At 70.4% G+C, this 16,113-nt stretch carries 15 protein-coding genes; 13 read left to right on the top strand and 2 right to left on the bottom strand.

Annotated features, from left to right (window positions below):
- Positions 1–6: 6 nt before the first annotated feature.
- Positions 7–1,674 (bottom strand): hypothetical protein, encoded by a 1,668-nt coding sequence (locus tag ACN20J_RS10560; protein ID WP_419665770.1) that lies wholly within the window; start codon positions 1,672–1,674, stop codon positions 7–9.
- A 169-nt stretch (positions 1,675–1,843) separates the two neighbouring features.
- Positions 1,844–4,042 (bottom strand): elongation factor G-like protein EF-G2, encoded by a 2,199-nt coding sequence (locus ACN20J_RS10555; RefSeq protein ID WP_190229296.1) that lies wholly within the window; start codon positions 4,040–4,042, stop codon positions 1,844–1,846.
- Positions 4,043–4,259: 217 nt separating this feature from the next.
- Here ACN20J_RS10555 and pgsA point away from each other — a divergent pair, with 217 nt between their 5' ends.
- The 13 genes from pgsA (at position 4,260) to secD (ending at position 16,112) form a co-directional block, all read left to right on the top strand.
- Positions 4,260–5,021, top strand: a complete 762-nt coding sequence (gene pgsA / locus ACN20J_RS10550) for a phosphatidylinositol phosphate synthase (RefSeq protein WP_246575213.1) — start codon at positions 4,260–4,262, stop codon at positions 5,019–5,021.
- Positions 5,018–5,944: a phosphatidylinositol mannoside acyltransferase gene (locus ACN20J_RS10545; RefSeq protein WP_419665769.1), complete on the top strand. Its 927-nt coding sequence runs from the start codon at positions 5,018–5,020 to the stop codon at positions 5,942–5,944. Before pgsA ends, ACN20J_RS10545 begins: the two co-directional genes overlap by 4 nt.
- Positions 5,941–7,110 carry a glycosyltransferase family 4 protein gene (locus ACN20J_RS10540; RefSeq protein WP_190229294.1) on the top strand — a complete coding sequence of 390 codons (1,170 nt, stop codon included), beginning with the start codon at positions 5,941–5,943 and terminating at the stop codon, positions 7,108–7,110. The genes ACN20J_RS10545 and ACN20J_RS10540 overlap by 4 nt, the downstream gene beginning before the upstream one ends.
- Positions 7,111–7,124: 14 nt before the next feature.
- The gene (locus ACN20J_RS10535) at positions 7,125–7,469 is read left to right on the top strand and encodes a hypothetical protein (protein ID WP_419665768.1); all 345 of its coding nucleotides are present in this window, start codon (positions 7,125–7,127) and stop codon (positions 7,467–7,469) included.
- A 349-nt stretch (positions 7,470–7,818) separates the two neighbouring features.
- Positions 7,819–8,364 carry a hypothetical protein gene (locus ACN20J_RS10530; RefSeq protein ID WP_055614445.1) on the top strand — a complete coding sequence of 182 codons (546 nt, stop codon included), beginning with the start codon at positions 7,819–7,821 and terminating at the stop codon, positions 8,362–8,364.
- 232 nt (positions 8,365–8,596) lie between these two features.
- Positions 8,597–9,520 (top strand): pyridoxal 5'-phosphate synthase lyase subunit PdxS, encoded by a 924-nt coding sequence (pdxS, locus tag ACN20J_RS10525; protein ID WP_143635429.1) that lies wholly within the window; start codon positions 8,597–8,599, stop codon positions 9,518–9,520.
- 6 nt (positions 9,521–9,526) lie between these two features.
- Entirely contained in the window at positions 9,527–10,132 is a 606-nt protein-coding gene (gene pdxT, locus ACN20J_RS10520) for a pyridoxal 5'-phosphate synthase glutaminase subunit PdxT (protein ID WP_419665767.1), read from the top strand.
- Between the two features lie 51 nt (positions 10,133–10,183).
- Positions 10,184–10,936, top strand: coding sequence for a YebC/PmpR family DNA-binding transcriptional regulator (locus ACN20J_RS10515; RefSeq protein ID WP_189839896.1), 753 nt, complete (start codon positions 10,184–10,186; stop codon positions 10,934–10,936).
- Positions 10,937–11,071: 135 nt separating this feature from the next.
- On the top strand, positions 11,072–11,689 hold the full coding sequence (ruvC, locus tag ACN20J_RS10510) for a crossover junction endodeoxyribonuclease RuvC (RefSeq protein ID WP_419665766.1): 618 nt from the start codon (positions 11,072–11,074) through the stop codon (positions 11,687–11,689).
- A complete protein-coding gene (gene ruvA, locus ACN20J_RS10505) occupies positions 11,686–12,294 on the top strand; it encodes a Holliday junction branch migration protein RuvA (protein WP_361909436.1) in 609 nt (202 codons plus the stop codon). The genes ruvC and ruvA overlap by 4 nt, the downstream gene beginning before the upstream one ends.
- A 174-nt stretch (positions 12,295–12,468) precedes the next feature.
- Positions 12,469–13,539, top strand: a complete 1,071-nt coding sequence (ruvB, locus tag ACN20J_RS10500) for a Holliday junction branch migration DNA helicase RuvB (protein WP_189839893.1) — start codon at positions 12,469–12,471, stop codon at positions 13,537–13,539.
- 164 nt (positions 13,540–13,703) lie between these two features.
- Positions 13,704–14,201, top strand: a complete 498-nt coding sequence (gene yajC / locus ACN20J_RS10495) for a preprotein translocase subunit YajC (protein WP_419665764.1) — start codon at positions 13,704–13,706, stop codon at positions 14,199–14,201.
- A gap of 141 nt (positions 14,202–14,342) precedes the next feature.
- Positions 14,343–16,112 (top strand): protein translocase subunit SecD, encoded by a 1,770-nt coding sequence (gene secD, locus ACN20J_RS10490; protein WP_190229291.1) that lies wholly within the window; start codon positions 14,343–14,345, stop codon positions 16,110–16,112.
- Position 16,113 lies beyond the last annotated feature (1 nt).

Genomic DNA, 16,113 nt, shown 5'->3' with positions numbered 1-16,113 from the left:
GGGCGCTTACGCGTCGTAGACGTCCGCCTTGCGGGGGGACGCGTCCTGGATCGCCGTGCTCAGGAACGACGAGCGGTTGCCGAACTTCTCCGTGTCGACGCCGTTCTCCTTGAGGACCTTGATGGACGCCGCGTGCACCACGCGAAGGACGGGCGTGGCCGCCCGCAGCGCGTCGTCGGCCATGAAGCGGTGCCGCCAGGGCTGATCGGCCCAGGCGTGCCGCAGGCCGAACGGCTCCGGGAGTGCCAGGCTGCCGCCGAGCCAGTTGAGCAGCGGCGGGTACCAGGTGATCGGGGCGCGCACCGCGAGGCGCACCACCTCGTCCGTCTCGACGAGCGGCAGCTTCTTCGCGCGGGTCTCCCAGGGCTTGAAGGGCTTGGCGATCGGCTTCGTCTTCGCCGAGGGCTTGGTCGTGAACAGCGAGTGCACGGGCCCGAGCGCGTGGCCGGTGACCTCGATGCGCAGGGTCTCGTGCAGCACGGTCACCGTGATCAGCATGGTGATGACCAACTGGCCGTCCCAGAGCGTCCACTGGATGCCGAGGTAGTGCCGGTCGCCGCTGCCGAACTGCTGCTTGTTGCAGATGTCCTGGATGGCGTGGTTCTTCACCTGGTACGCGTCCACGTCCGTACCGCCGGGCCGGGACACCGAACCCGCGTTCTCCCCGATCGGGGTGACCACCCAGTGCTTTATCGAGGGGCGCGGGAAGCCGCCGGTGTTCAGCGGGCCGCGCTCCAGCATGCGCAGTTGGTCGTGGATCGACCGGATGACGTCCCAGCTGCGGAAGGGGTGGATCTCCTTGCTCTCGTCGAGCGGCACCAGATCCTCGGCGAGCTGCCAGCTGCCCCAGCGTGTGCCCATGCCGAGTATGCCCTTGGGGCCCGCGTAGAAGACGGAGTTGGACTGCTGCTCGGCGCTCAGCTTGGCCAGGTTCTGGCGCAGCGACTCCGCCGCCGTCTCGCCGGGGCTGCCCGGTACCGCCTCGGGGATCTTGGCGCCCACACCGCCGCCCGACAGGAGGCCCTCCCAGCGGGCACGCAGGTCCTTGGCCGTGCGCTCGCAGATCTGCTGGGCCCAGAACCAGCCGACGACCGGCATGACGATCGCCGCGCGTGCGTACCAGGCCCAGAAACCGCCGAACGGCAGCCGGAGCAGGAAGATCACGGCGAGCGCGCCGAAGGCGATGAGGAGGGTGGTGGCCAGGGCGGAGGCGCGCTTGTCCTCACGCTTGGCGATCATCGTGCGGATCTGGAAGACCAGCAGCCAGGCAATGAGCCCGGGCAGGAAGATCAGCCCGCACAGCACCGTCACCGCCGTCAGCCAGTTGTCGCGCTCCCTGCGGATGCGGTTCGCCGCCAGACAGTGCTCGACGACGACCTGGGGTTCGGTGCCGAACGACTGGATCAGCGCGTTCCGCCCGCTGCCCAGCATCCGGTCGTGCACGGCCCGCGAGAACGCCTCGCCCAGATTGGGCACGAAGAGCTTGAGCTTGCCCTCCTTGACCTTCGACTTGTGCCATTCGTTGTTGGCTTTGAGGATCTCCCCGACCTCGTTGTCCCGGTACGCCGCCGAGGCCAGGGCGAATGTCGCCGCCGTCTGGCCTGCGGCACCCGAGAGCGGGACCTGCGCCCCGGGCCTGAAATCGAATCCCTCGTCCGCCACTGCCGCCCCCATCGCCGCCGTGCTCCGCTGCTGCGGCTTTTCCCGACTTCCGTGCTCCGCACACCTGTTGATCAGGTCATCGTCTTGATCAGGTTCTCAGAGTATCCGCCGGGACCGACATCCGTCGGCGGACAGCACAAGCTGCCCGCCGACCCGGAGGGGTATTCGAGATGTGCTTCAACTAGGGGTTTCCCTGCGCCTGTTCGCGGATTTTCTCCGCCAACTGCGCAGGCATCGGCTCGTGTCGGGCGTATGTGCGGTTGAAACGCGCGGTGCCGTGCGAGAGGGAGCGCAGGTCGACGCCGTACCGCCCGATCTCGATCTCGGGGACCTCGGCCCGTACGAGCGTGCGGTTGCCGCCGGCCTGCTCGGTGCCGACGACTCGGCCGCGCCGACCGGACAGGTCGCTCATCACGGCGCCCACGTACTCGTCGCCGACCAGGACCGTCACCTCGGCGACCGGTTCCAGGAGATGGATCCGGGCGTCGACCGCGGCCTCCCGCAGGGCGAGCGCTCCTGCGGTCTGGAACGCGGCGTCCGAGGAGTCCACCGAGTGCGCCTTGCCGTCGAGCAGCGTGATCCGGATGTCGATCAGTGCGTAGCCCGCGGCCACGCCCCTGGCGGCCTGCGCTCGCACGCCCTTCTCGACGGACGGGATGAACTGCCGCGGCACGGCCCCGCCGACGACCTTGTCGACGAACTCGATGCCGGAGCCCCCGGGCAGCGGCTCCACCTCGATCGCACAGATCGCGTACTGCCCGTGCCCGCCCGACTGCTTCACATGACGGCCGCGCCCGGCCGACCTGTCGGCGAACGTCTCCCGCAGGGAGACCTTGTGCGGTACGACATCGACCTGGACGCCGTAGCGGCTGCGCAACCGTTCCAGGGCGACGTCCGCGTGAGCCTCGCCCAGACACCACAGGACCACCTGGTGGGTGTCCTGGTTCTGTTCGAGCCGCATCGTCGGGTCCTCGGCGACCAGCCGGCCCAGGCCCTGCGACAGCTTGTCCTCGTCCGCCTTGCTGTGCGCCTGGATGGCGAGGGGCAGCAGCGGGTCCGGCATCTCCCACGGCTCCATGAGCAGCGGGTCGTCCTTGGAGGAGAGCGTGTCGCCGGTCTCGGCGCGGTTCAGCTTGGCCACACAGGCGAGGTCGCCCGCGATGGCGTGCGTGAGGGCGCGCTGCTGCTTGCCGAACGGGGCGGACAGGGCGCCGATGCGCTCGTCGACGTCGTGGTCCTCGTGGCCGCGGTCGGCGAGCCCGTGTCCGGAGACGTGCACCGTCTCGTCGGGGCGCAGCGTCCCGGAGAACACGCGGACCATCGACACCCGGCCGACGTACGGGTCGGACGCGGTCTTCACGACCTCGGCGACCAGCGGCCCGTCCGGATCGCATGCCTTCACCTGGCGGGCCTTGCCGTCCGGAGTGGTGACCGTCGGGGCCTCGCGCTCCAGCGGGGTCGGGAAGCCGCCGGTGATCAGCTCAAGGAGCTCCACCGTGCCGAGCCCCTGCTTGGCGCCCTCGGCGGCGGGCGCGGCGGCCAGCACCGGGAAGAAGATCCCGCGCGCGACGGCCCGTTCCAGGTCCTGCACGAGTGTGCTGAAGTCGAGTTCCTCGCCGCCGAGATAGCGGTCCATGAGGGTCTCGTCCTCGCTCTCGGCGATGATCCCCTCGATCAGCCGGTTGCGGGCCTCCTCGATGAGCGGCAGCTGCTCGGGGCCCGGCTCGGACTCCTTGCGCTCCCCGGAGGAGTAGTCGAACAGCCGCTGCGACAGCAGCCCGATCAGCCCCGTCACGGGCGCGTGCCCGTCGGGACCCTGCGGGCCGTGCAGCGGCAGGTACAGCGGCAGTACGGCGTCGGGGTCGTCGGCCCCGAAGGCCTCCGCGCAGGTCCGCGTCATCTCGTCGAAGTCCGACCTGGCCGACTCCAGGTGCGTGATCACGATGGCCCGCGGCATCCCGACCGCCGCGCACTCCTCCCACACCATGCGCGTCGAGCCGTCCACCCCGTCCGAGGCCGAGACGACGAAAAGGGCCGCGTCCGCCGCTCGCAGACCGGCCCTCAACTCGCCGACGAAATCGGCGTATCCGGGTGTGTCGAGAATATTGATCTTGTATCCGTCCCAGTCGACGGGTACCAGGGAGAGCTGTACCGAGCGCTGCTGCCGGTGCTCGATCTCGTCGTAGTCGGAGACGGTGCCGCCGTCCTCCACACGGCCCGCCCTGTTCACCGCTCCCGCCGTCAGCGCGAGAGCTTCCACCAGAGTCGTCTTGCCCGATCCGGAGTGGCCGACCAGCACCACATTCCGTACGGACGCGGGGTGGTCGGCCGCCGTAGCCCTGCCGGCGGCTCCGGGGTGTGCATTCGCCTTGTCGCCCATGGCCTTGCCTCCCGTACACGGTGAGGTCACTGTGGGCGCGGACGCGCGGTGCCGCGTGCGGTGGCGGCTCCGATGACGCCCGCGGTGTCTTCGAGCTTTGCACTCGTGTCACAGTGCGTCCATACAACGGACGCGATCGCGCCGTCCCACGGATGTCATCAGGACGTGACCCGGGGCGCGGGTGCCCGACCGTCGCACAAGCGCACGCGTGGCTACGATGGGCCAGCCGGTGGCCAGCAGGGGCCGCGCGGCCACACCGACCCTCGGGAAGGCCATGCTGAACAAGTACGCGCGTGCATTCTTCACGCGTGTCCTCACACCGTTCGCCGCGTTTCTCATCCGCCGGGGGGTAAGCCCCGACACGGTCACCCTCCTGGGCACGGCCGGAGTGATGGCGGGCGCACTGGTCTTCTTCCCCAGGGGAGAACTCTTCTGGGGCACGATCGTCATCACGCTGTTCGTGTTCTCGGACCTCGTCGACGGCAACATGGCCCGCCAGCTGGGCCGCTCCAGCCGCTGGGGAGCCTTCCTCGACTCGACGCTCGACCGGGTCGCCGACAGCGCGATCTTCGGCGGATTCGCGCTCTGGTACGCGGGCGGCGGCGACGACAACGTCCTGTGCGCCGTCTCGATCTTCTGCCTGGCCAGCGGTCAGGTGGTGTCGTACACCAAGGCCCGCGGCGAGTCGATCGGACTGCCCGTCGCCGTCAACGGCCTCGTCGAGCGCGCCGAGCGCCTGGTGATCTCGCTGGTCGCGGCCGGTCTGGCGGGCTTCCACAAGACGTTCGGCGTGCCCGGTATCGAGATCCTGCTGCCCATCGCGCTGTGGATCGTCGCCGTCGGCAGTGTCGTCACGCTGATCCAGCGCGTCGTCACGGTCCGCCGGGAGTCCGCCGAGGCGGATGCCGCGGCCGAGGCCTCCCCCTCCGCCACCGCCTCCCCGGGCAACGCCTCGCAGAGCAGCGAGGCGACACCGTGAGCGGTCTGAAGGACCAGCTGACGTACGCGGCGTACGCAGCGGGCTGGGGAGCCGTCAAGAAGCTCCCCGAGCCCGTCGCCGTACGCCTGGGCCGGACCATCGCCGACATCGCCTGGAAGCGGCGCGGCAAGGGCGTACGACGCCTCGAATCCAACTACGCGCGCGTGCTGCCCGACGCGAGCCCGGAGCGGCTCACCGAGCTCTCCAGGGCCGGCATGCGCTCGTACCTGCGCTACTGGATGGAGTCGTTCCGGCTGCCCGCATGGAGTCGGGACCGCATCAAGGACGGCTTCGACGTCAAGGACGTCCACTACCTCACCGACGGGCTGGCCTCCGGCAAGGGCGTCATCCTCGCGCTGCCGCACCTGGCCAACTGGGACCTCGCCGGCGCCTGGGTCACCACCAAGCTGGAGACGCCGTTCACGACGGTCGCCGAGCGGCTGGAGCCGGCGAAGCTGTACGACCGGTTCGTCGCCTACCGCGAGAGCCTCGGCATGGAGGTCCTGCCGCACAGCGGCGGCACCGCGTTCGGCACGCTCGCCCGGCGGCTGCGCGACGGCGGCCTCGTCTGCCTGGTCGCCGAGCGCGATCTGTCCGCCTCCGGGGTCGAGGTCAAGTTCTTCGGGGACGCCACCCGGATGCCCGCGGGCCCGGCGCTGCTCGCCCAGCAGACCGGTGCGCTGCTGCTGCCGGTGACACTCTGGTACGACGACTCGCCCGTGATGCGGGGCCGGGTCCATCCGCCCGTCGACGTCCCCGAGTCAGGTAGCCGGGCCGAGAAGACGTCTGTCATGACGCAGGCGCTGGCCGACGCCTTCGCCACGGGTATCGCCGACCATCCGGAGGACTGGCACATGCTGCAGCGCTTGTGGCTCGCCGACCTGGAGCCCCGCTCCGGGCCGGCCGAGGGGGAACAGCCGTGAGAATCGGCATCGTCTGTCCGTACTCCTGGGACGTGCCCGGGGGAGTCCAGTTCCACATCCGCGATCTGGCGGACCACCTCATCGGCCTCGGACACGACGTGTCCGTCCTCGCTCCGGCCGACGACGACACCCCCCTTCCGCCGTACGTCGTCTCGGCGGGCCGGGCCGTCCCGGTGCCGTACAACGGTTCTGTCGCGCGCCTCAACTTCGGGTTCCTGTCGGCCGCGCGGGTGCGGCGCTGGCTGCACGACGGCACGTTCGACGTGATCCACATCCACGAGCCGGCCTCGCCGTCCCTCGGCCTGCTCTCCTGCTGGGCCGCGCAGGGGCCGATCGTCGCCACCTTCCACACGTCGAACCCGCGGTCCCGGGCGATGATCGCCGCGTACCCGATCCTGCAGCCCGCCCTGGAGAAGATCAGCGCGCGCATCGCGGTGAGCGAGTACGCGCGTCGCACCCTTGTCGAGCACCTGGGCGGTGACGCCGTCGTCATCCCGAACGGCGTCGACGTGGACTTCTTCGCCAAGGCGGAGCCCAAGGCCGAGTGGCAGGGCGACACGATCGGCTTCATAGGGCGTATCGACGAGCCCCGCAAGGGTCTGCCGGTCCTCATGAAGGCACTGCCGAAGATCCTCGCCGAGCGGCCGGGGACGCGGCTCCTGGTCGCCGGGCGCGGTGACGAGGAGGAGGCCGTCGAGAAGCTCCCCGCGGAGCTGCGGTCGCGCGTCGAGTTCCTCGGCATGGTGAGCGACGACGACAAGGCGCGGTTCCTGCGCAGCGTCGACCTGTACGTCGCGCCCAACACCGGCGGCGAGAGCTTCGGGATCATCCTGGTCGAGGCCATGTCGGCGGGCGCGCCCGTGCTCGCCTCCGACCTCGACGCGTTCGCCCAGGTCCTCGACCAGGGCGCGGCGGGCGAACTGTTCGCCAACGAGGACGCCGACGCGCTGGCCGCCTCGGCGCTGCGGCTGCTCGGCGACCCGGAGCGCCGCGCGGAACTGCGCGCGCGGGGGAGCGCGCACGTGCGGCGCTTCGACTGGTCGACGGTCGGCGCGGACATCCTGTCCGTCTACGAGACGGTCACCGACGGCGCCGCCGCGGTCGCCGCCGACGAGCCCGACGAGCCGGGCGGGCTACTGGCCCGACTCGGCCTGGTACGGGACTGAGGGGGACGCGCGCCGTGTGGGACGCAGATGGCTCGGGGGACGTACGTGATGTCCGGGAGGTGCCCCAGGAGGGCGCCAGGACCCCTCTGACGGCCGAGGAGGAGCTCCGCAGCCGCTCGGTCTTCGCCGCCGAGATCGGCGCGCAGCTGGCCCGCCAGGGGTGGGCGGTCTTTCCGGCGCACACTCCGGAGGAGCGCATCCGGCTGTTCGCGGTCGCGCAGATCATCGAGCGCCGGCTCGGGTGCCGGGTCGAGGCCGTACCGGAAGACATCTGCTCCATGCGGTTCACGGTCGCGAGCGTCGGCGCCGCCTATGAGGTCGGTCCGGCGGCCGGGGCACCCGGACAACTGGAGTACTGACGCTCGCGGAGGCGCCCCGCGTAAGGCGGCGGCGACGGAGGGCCTGGCCGGCCTTCCGCGTTGTTGGGGGAGGTCGCTGCCTCGCCCCGGCACTCCAGTGAGAGCACTGCCGCGGCGCGGTGGCTGGTCCCCGTGGACGAAGCCGACGTACAGCGACCGCGTCCTGGCCGCCGCGCGATCGCCGCAGCAGCGTCCGGATCTGACGGCGGATCACCGGGATGGCTTGAGCCGGTGCGGCGGCCCTCCGGGGGTAGCGGCCCGCGGCCCCTCCTCGCGGCTCGGCCCCTGATCGTCATGTGGGCCGACGCCGGCGCGGGCGGCCCGGGACTCACCGGTAGCCTGTGCGCCCGTGACCTCCACACTGATCTGGATCGTGGTCGCCCTCGTGGCGATCGGCCTCTACCTGAGCTGGACCGCGGGCCGGCTCGACCGGTTGCACTCGCGGATCGACGCGGCGCGGGCCGCGCTCGACGCGCAGTTGCTCCGGAGGGCGTCGGTGGCACAGGAACTGGCCACCTCCGGAGTGCTCGACCCGGCCGCCTCGATGGTGCTCTACGAAGCGGCGCACGCGGCCCGCCAGGCCGAGGAGGACAACAGGGAGGTCGCCGAGAGTGACCTCAGCCAGGCGCTGCGGGCCGTCTTCGGAGAGGTCCAGCAGGTCGAGGCGGTGCAGGCGGTCCCCGGTGGCGAGGACGCGGCGCGCGAACTCGCCCAGGCGGTCCGCCGGGTGCCGATGGCCCGGCGCTTCCACAACGACGCCGTACGGGCGGCCCGCGCCCTGCGCCGCCACCGCAAGGTGCGCTGGTTCCGGCTGGCCGGCCACGCGCCCTTCCCACTGGCGTTCGAGATGGACGACGAGGCGCCGGTCGCCCTCGCGGACCGCCCGGGAACGTAGTCCACGCGCGCGTGGACCCCGAAAAGGGCTCCGGGCGTCGGGATCCGACGCCGTCGGGCACAGCACCCGACGCCCCTGGTCACAGCCCCGACCGCCCGGCCTGACCACGGGAAACGCGCCCGCAGGCCCGGAAAATGAGCCACCGCCTCCCCATTGGCCCTTGCAGTGGCCTGGTCCTCAAGCGTTTCCTCGGTGTCTGCAGAAGCCCTCTTTCACCGAGTGAGGTCAACCCTTGTCCAGCACGCTCTCCACTCCCGCCCAGCCCACCGACACCCCTGCCACCGGCACCGCGCGCGTGAAGCGCGGCATGGCCGAGCAGCTCAAGGGCGGCGTGATCATGGACGTCGTCACGCCGGAGCAGGCGAAGATCGCCGAGGACGCGGGCGCCGTGGCCGTCATGGCCCTGGAGCGCGTGCCCGCCGACATCCGCAAGGACGGCGGCGTGGCGCGCATGTCCGACCCCGACATGATCGAGGGCATCATCGAGGCCGTCTCCATCCCGGTGATGGCCAAGTCGCGCATCGGCCACTTCGTGGAGGCCCAGGTCCTGCAGTCCCTCGGCGTCGACTACATCGACGAGTCCGAGGTCCTCACCCCCGCCGACGAGGTCAACCACTCCGACAAGTGGGCCTTCACGACCCCCTTCGTCTGTGGCGCGACCAACCTGGGCGAGGCCCTGCGCCGCATAGCCGAGGGCGCCGCGATGATCCGCTCCAAGGGCGAGGCCGGCACCGGCAACGTCGTCGAGGCCGTCCGCCACCTGCGCCAGATCAAGAACGAGATCGCCCGGCTGCGCGGCTACGACAACAACGAGCTGTACGCCGCCGCCAAGGAGCTGCGCGCCCCGTACGAGATCGTCAAGGAGGTCGCCGAGCTCGGCAAGCTCCCGGTCGTCCTGTTCTCCGCCGGCGGTGTGGCCACCCCGGCCGACGCCGCGCTCATGCGCCAGCTCGGCGCCGAGGGCGTCTTCGTCGGCTCCGGCATCTTCAAGTCCGGCGACCCGGCCAAGCGCGCCGCCGCCATCGTGAAGGCCACCACCTTCTACGACGACCCGAAGATCATCGCGGAGGCGTCCCGCAACCTCGGCGAGGCCATGGTCGGCATCAACTGCGACACCCTCCCCGAGGCCGAGCGCTACGCGAACCGCGGCTGGTAACCACCCATGACCGAGGTACCTGTCGTAGGTGTCCTGGCTCTCCAGGGCGACGTACGGGAGCACCTGGTCGCCCTGGCCGCGGCGGACGCCGTGGGCAGGGCGGTGCGGCGCCCCGAGGAACTCGCCGAGGTCGACGGACTCGTCATCCCCGGCGGCGAGTCCACCACCATCTCCAAACTGGCCGTCCTCTTCGGCCTGATGGAACCCCTCCGCGCGCGCGTGCGGGCCGGTATGCCGGTCTACGGCACCTGCGCGGGCATGATCATGCTCGCCGACAAGATCCTCGACCCGCGCTCGGGCCAGGAGACCATCGGCGGCATCGACATGATCGTGCGCCGCAACGCCTTCGGACGGCAGAACGAATCCTTCGAGGCGACGGTCGACGTGAAGGGCGTGGAGGGCGATCCTGTAGAGGGCGTCTTCATCCGTGCCCCCTGGGTCGAGTCCGTGGGCGCGGAGGCGGAGGTGCTGGCCGAGCACGACGGCCACATCGTCGCCGTACGCCAGGGCAACGCGCTCGCCACGTCGTTCCACCCGGAACTGACCGGCGACCACCGCGTGCACGGCCTGTTCGTCGAGATGGTGCGCGCGAACCTGGCTCCGGGGTCCTAGTAGGATTCCTGGGGTTCGTAAAGAGTTGGGTTACGCGAAGGAGACAGGCAGATGTCCGGCCACTCTAAATGGGCTACGACGAAGCACAAGAAGGCCGTGATCGACGCCAAGCGCGGCAAGCTCTTCGCGAAGATGATCAAGAACATCGAGGTCGCGGCCCGTACCGGCGGTGCCGACCCCGCCGGTAACCCGACGCTCTTCGACGCCATCCAGAAGGCCAAGAAGAGCTCGGTCCCGAACAAGAACATCGACTCCGCGGTCAAGCGCGGCGCCGGTCTCGAAGCCGGTGGCGCCGACTACGAGACGATCATGTACGAGGGTTACGGTCCGAACGGTGTCGCGGTGCTCATCGAGTGCCTCACCGACAACCGCAACCGCGCCGCCTCGGACGTCCGCGTCGCCATGACCCGCAACGGCGGCAACATGGCCGACCCGGGCTCCGTCTCGTACCTCTTCAACCGCAAGGGTGTCGTCATCGTCCCCAAGGGCGAGCTCGGCGAGGACGACGTCCTGGGTGCCGTGCTCGACGCGGGTGCCGAGGAGGTCAATGACCTGGGCGAGTCCTTCGAGGTCATCTCCGAGGCCACCGACCTGGTCGCGGTGCGCACCGCCCTCCAGGAAGCCGGGATCGACTACGACTCCGCCGACGCCAACTTCGTCCCGACCATGCAGGTCGAGTTGGACGAGGAGGGCGCCAAGAAGATCTTCAAGCTCATCGACGCCCTCGAGGACAGCGACGACGTGCAGAACGTCTTCGCCAACTTCGATGTGAGCGACGAGGTCATGGAGAAGGTGGACGCGTAGCGCCGCCACGAGCCGCAGGGTTCAACGGGCCGACGGGACACCCCCGTCGGCCCGTCGCTTTGTCGGGCGTCGCTGGCAAGCGATGTCGGTGGCACCCGATAGCCTGCACAAACAGGAGATCGAAGGAGGGGGCGGGTGCGGGTACTGGGCGTTGACCCCGGACTGACCCGGTGCGGTGTCGGAGTGGTCGAAGGCGTCGCCGGCCGGCCCCTGACCATGCACGGCGTCGGTGTCGTACGCACGCCCGCCGACGCGGAGTTGGGGCAGCGCCTCGTCGCCATCGAGCAGGGCATCGAGCAGTGGCTCGACGAGTACCGGCCCGAATTCGTCGCGGTGGAGCGGGTGTTCAGCCAGCACAACGTCCGTACGGTGATGGGCACGGCCCAGGCCAGCGCGGTCGCCATGCTGTGTGCGGCCCGGCGCGGGATTCCCGTGGCCCTGCACACGCCGAGCGAGGTCAAGGCCGCCGTCACCGGCAACGGCCGTGCGGACAAGGCGCAGGTCGGTGCCATGGTCACCCGGCTGCTCCGGCTCGACGCGCCGCCGAAGCCCGCCGACGCGGCGGACGCCCTTGCCCTCGCGATCTGCCACATCTGGCGCGCGCCCGCCCAGAACCGCCTGCAACAGGCCGTCGCGCAGAACCGGCTCCAGCAGGCCGCCGCCCTGCACGCGTCGAAACTCGCGTCGCAACAAGCACCGAACCGAACGCCTAACCAAGCACCGACCCAAGCACCGAAAGGCCGTACCGCATGATCGCCTTCGTCAGCGGCCCCGTCGCCGCCCTCGCGCCCGACTCCGCGGTGGTCGAGGTGGGCGGCATCGGCATCGCGGTCCAGTGCACGCCGAACACGCTCTCCGGACTCCGCATGGGCCGGCAGGCCAAGCTCGCCACCTCCCTCGTCGTACGGGAGGACTCGCTGACGCTGTACGGCTTCGCCGACGACGACGAGCGAGGGACCTTCGAGCTGCTGCAGACCGCGAGCGGGGTCGGCCCGCGCCTGGCCCAGGCCATGCTCGCGGTGCACAGCCCCGACGCACTGCGCCGCGCGGTGTCCACTGGTGACGAGAAGTCCCTGACCGCCGTACCGGGCATCGGCAAGAAGGGCGCCCAGAAGCTCCTCCTGGAGCTCAAGGACCGCCTCGGCGAGCCCCTCGGCACCGGCGGCCACGCCATCGGCACACCCGTCACGGCCGGCTGGCGCGAGCAACTGCACGCCGCACTGATCGGCCTCGGGTACGCGACCCGCGAGGCCGACGAGGCGGTGTCCGCGGTGGCGCCGCAGGCGGAGGCGGCCGGGACGCCCCAGGTGGGCCAGTTGCTGAGGGCGGCCCTCCAGACCCTCAACAAAGCGCGTTGAGCGCGCGGCGCTCTGCTGTAGTGGAGGTGGGGTCATGAACCCGCGGGTCGGTCGTGGCCGGTCGCGCCCGCGCGGCAGAGCCGCGATCGATACAGCCCCGAGCCCCCATGGGGTGCGGCACCGCCTGCTCCACATCCGTACGACCCGGACCCCCAACCCCGCGAGGCACACCGAATGAACTGGGACGACACTGCCGACGACGACACCGCCGAGCGGCTCGTCGGTGCGTCCGCCGACCATGAGGAGCAGGCCGTCGAGGCCGCCCTGCGCCCCAAGGACCTCGACGAGTTCATCGGCCAGGAGAAGGTCCGCGAGCAGCTCGACCTCGTCCTGCGGGCCGCACGCGCGCGTGGCGCCACCGCCGACCACGTCCTGCTCTCCGGCGCCCCCGGCCTCGGCAAGACCACCCTCTCGATGATCATCGCCGCCGAGATGGAAGCCCCCATCCGCATCACCAGCGGCCCCGCCATCCAGCACGCGGGCGACCTCGCCGCGATCCTCTCCTCCCTCCAGGAGGGCGAGGTCCTCTTCCTCGACGAGATCCACCGCATGTCGCGGCCCGCCGAGGAGATGCTCTACATGGCGATGGAGGACTTCCGCGTCGACGTGATCGTCGGCAAGGGCCCGGGCGCCACCGCCATCCCGCTCGAACTGCCGCCCTTCACGCTGGTCGGCGCCACCACGCGCGCGGGCCTCCTGCCGCCCCCGCTGCGGGACCGCTTCGGCTTCACCGCCCACATGGAGTTCTACGAGCCCGCCGAGCTGGAGCGCGTCATCCACCGCTCGGCGAACCTGCTGGACGTCCAGATCGACCCCGCGGGCGCCGCCGAGATCGCGGGCCGCTCACGCGGCACACCCCGTATCGCCAACCGGCTCCTGCGCCGCGTCCGCGACTACGCCCAGGTCAAGGCCGACGGCTTCGTCACCCGCGAGATCGCCGGCGCCGCCCTCGCCGTCTACGAAGTGGACAGCCGAGGCCTCGACCGCCTGGACCGCGGCGTCCTCGAAGCGCTGATCAAGCTCTTCGGCGGCGGCCCGGTCGGCCTGTCCACCCTCGCCGTCGCCGTGGGGGAGGAGCGCGAGACCGTCGAGGAGGTCGCCGAGCCCTTCCTCGTCCGGGAGGGGCTACTGGCCCGTACGCCCCGCGGGCGGGTGGCGACACCGGCGGCGTGGGCTCATTTCGGCCTCACCCCGCCCCGGCCGTCAACCGGTGGAAACGGACAACAGGACCTGTTCGGGGCGTGACGGCGAGGGGGCTCGCGGGGTCAGGAACCCCGGTGCCATGCTGAGCGTTGTTCCTTGACGGCGGACTCGCTTAGACTCCGCCGATGCCGCCTTTGCCGGCGGCGTACATACCCCCATCCATCAGGCCGCTCACCATCGCGGTCGAATGAAGGAAGTTCCGTCCCGTGAGTCTCGTGACCCTCCTCCCGTTCATCGTGCTCATCGGGGCCATGTTCCTGATGACCCGGTCGGCCAAGAAGAAGCAGAATGCGGCTGCGCAGATGCGCAACGACATGCAGCCCGGCTCCGGCGTCCGCACGATCGGTGGCATGTACGCAACGGTGAAGGAGGTCAACGAGGACACGGTCCTCCTTGACGCAGGCCCGGGCGTAGACCTGCTCTTCGCGAAGAACGCGATCGGCGCGGTCCTCAGCGACGACGAGTACAACCGCCTCGTGCACGGCATCGAGCACGACCTGAAGGATGACGAAGCGGTCGTCCCGGACGACGCCTCCTCCCTCACCGAGACCGACGAGCCCGCCGACGCTTCCGACGACAAGCCCATCGACCTCGGCAAGAAGGACGTGGCGGACACGCCCGCCGACGAGTCCGCCGACGCGGAGCCGAAGAAGGCCGATCAGGCTGACCTGAAGAAGTCCGACGGCGAGTCCGACGCGAAGTAGTCATGACCGGGGACCGCGGAGTGCGCCGCTCGCGCGCCGCGGTCCCCGGGACGTGTGGCTTCGCACGGAATCTCGACACCATTCATGCCCGTCCGCGCAGGGACGTCAGTCACCGGGCGGACGAAGAGGGAGAACGAGAAGGTGGCAGCACCTAAGAAGGGCCGACAGGGCACCCAGGGCAGGCCGGGGCGCACCTTGGCCCTGATCCTGATCGCCATCGTGGCGCTCACCGGCGGCATGTTCGCCTCCGGACACACGACGCCGCGCCTCGGCATCGACCTCGCCGGCGGTACGAGCATCACGCTCCAGGCGAAGAACGAGCCGGGCCAGAAGAACGCGATCAACCCGACCAACATGAACACCGCGGTCGACATCATGAACCGCCGTGTCAACGGTCTGGGCGTCACCGAGGCGGAGGTGCAGACCCAGGGCGACAGCAACATCATCGTCAACATCCCCAAGGGCACCAACTCCGAGCAGGCCCGGGAACAGGTCGGCACCACCGCCAAGCTCTACTTCCGTCCCGTCCTGACCACCGAGGTCTCCGGTGGGGACCCGGCCGCCAGCCCCTCGCCGAGCGCCTCCAGCAGCGCCTCCACGGGTTCGGACAAGGACACCGACAAGGACAAGGCCACCGACAAGGCCACCTCGTCCTCGTCGCCCTCCACGTCCCCCTCGGCCTCCTCCAGCACGCAGGGCCGCGCGGTCACCGACGCGCTGAAGGCCGACCCCACCCCGTCGGGCAGCGGTTCCGCCGCGTCCAGCCCGTCGGCCTCGCCGTCCGCGAGCGTCGACCCGGCGACCGCCAAGCTCCAGGCGGAGTACACCGCGCTGGACTGCACCAAGAAGACGGCTCGCGCGAAGGCCGGTGACGGCGTCAAGGCCGCCGACCCGACCGTCGCCTGTGGTCAGAACTCCCAGGGCCAGTGGCAGAAGTACATCCTCGGCCCGGCCGAGGTCGAGGGCACCGACGTCGACAAGGCGTCGGCCCTGTTCGACACCCAGGGTGCCGCGGGCTGGAAGGTCACCATGGACTTCACGTCCAAGGGTGCCAAGAAGTTCGCGAGCATCACGGGCAAGCTGGCGCAGAACCAGTCCCCGCAGAACCAGTTCGCCATCGTCCTCGACGGTGAGGTCGTCTCCGACCCGTTCGTCAGCCAGGCGCTGACCGGCGGCAGCGCGGAGATCTCCGGCAGCTTCAAGCAGCAGGAGGCCGAGGACCTGGCCAACATGCTGTCGTACGGCGCGCTGCCGCTCACCTTCACGGAGGCGAGCGTCACCACCGTCACCGCCGCGCTCGGCGGCGAGCAGCTGGAGGCCGGTCTGATCGCCGGCGCCATCGGTCTGGCGCTGGTCATCATCTACCTGGTGGCCTACTACCGGGGTCTGTCGCTCATCGCCATCGCGTCACTGCTGGTCTCCGCGGTCATGACCTACGTGATCATGTCGCTGCTCGGCCCGGCCATCGGCTTCGCCCTGAACCTGCCGGCGGTCTGCGGCGCCATCGTGGCCATCGGCATCACGGCGGACTCGTTCATCGTGTTCTTCGAACGCATCCGTGACGAGATCCGCGAGGGCCGTACGCTGCGGCCAGCGGTCGAGCGCGGCTGGCCGCGCGCCCGGCGCACCATCCTGGTCTCCGACTTCGTGTCGTTCCTCGCCGCGGCCGTGCTCTTCGTCGTCACGGTCGGCAAGGTCCAGGGCTTCGCGTTCACGCTCGGCCTGACCACCCTGCTCGACGTGGTCGTCGTCTTCTTCTTCACCAAGCCGCTGATGACGATCCTCGCCCGCAAGAAGTTCTTCGCGGAGGGTCACAGCTGGTCCGGCCTCGACCCGAAGCGACTGGGCGTCCAGCCGCCGCTGCGCCGCACCCGTCGCGTGTCCGCTCCCGTCGACACGAAGGAGGCCTGAG

Origin of the sequence: Streptomyces sp. 2-1, from assembly GCF_048564895.1 — a bacterium.
Lineage (GTDB): Bacteria > Actinomycetota > Actinomycetes > Streptomycetales > Streptomycetaceae > Streptomyces > Streptomyces phaeochromogenes.
This window is presented reverse-complemented; position numbering and strand designations above follow the sequence as displayed.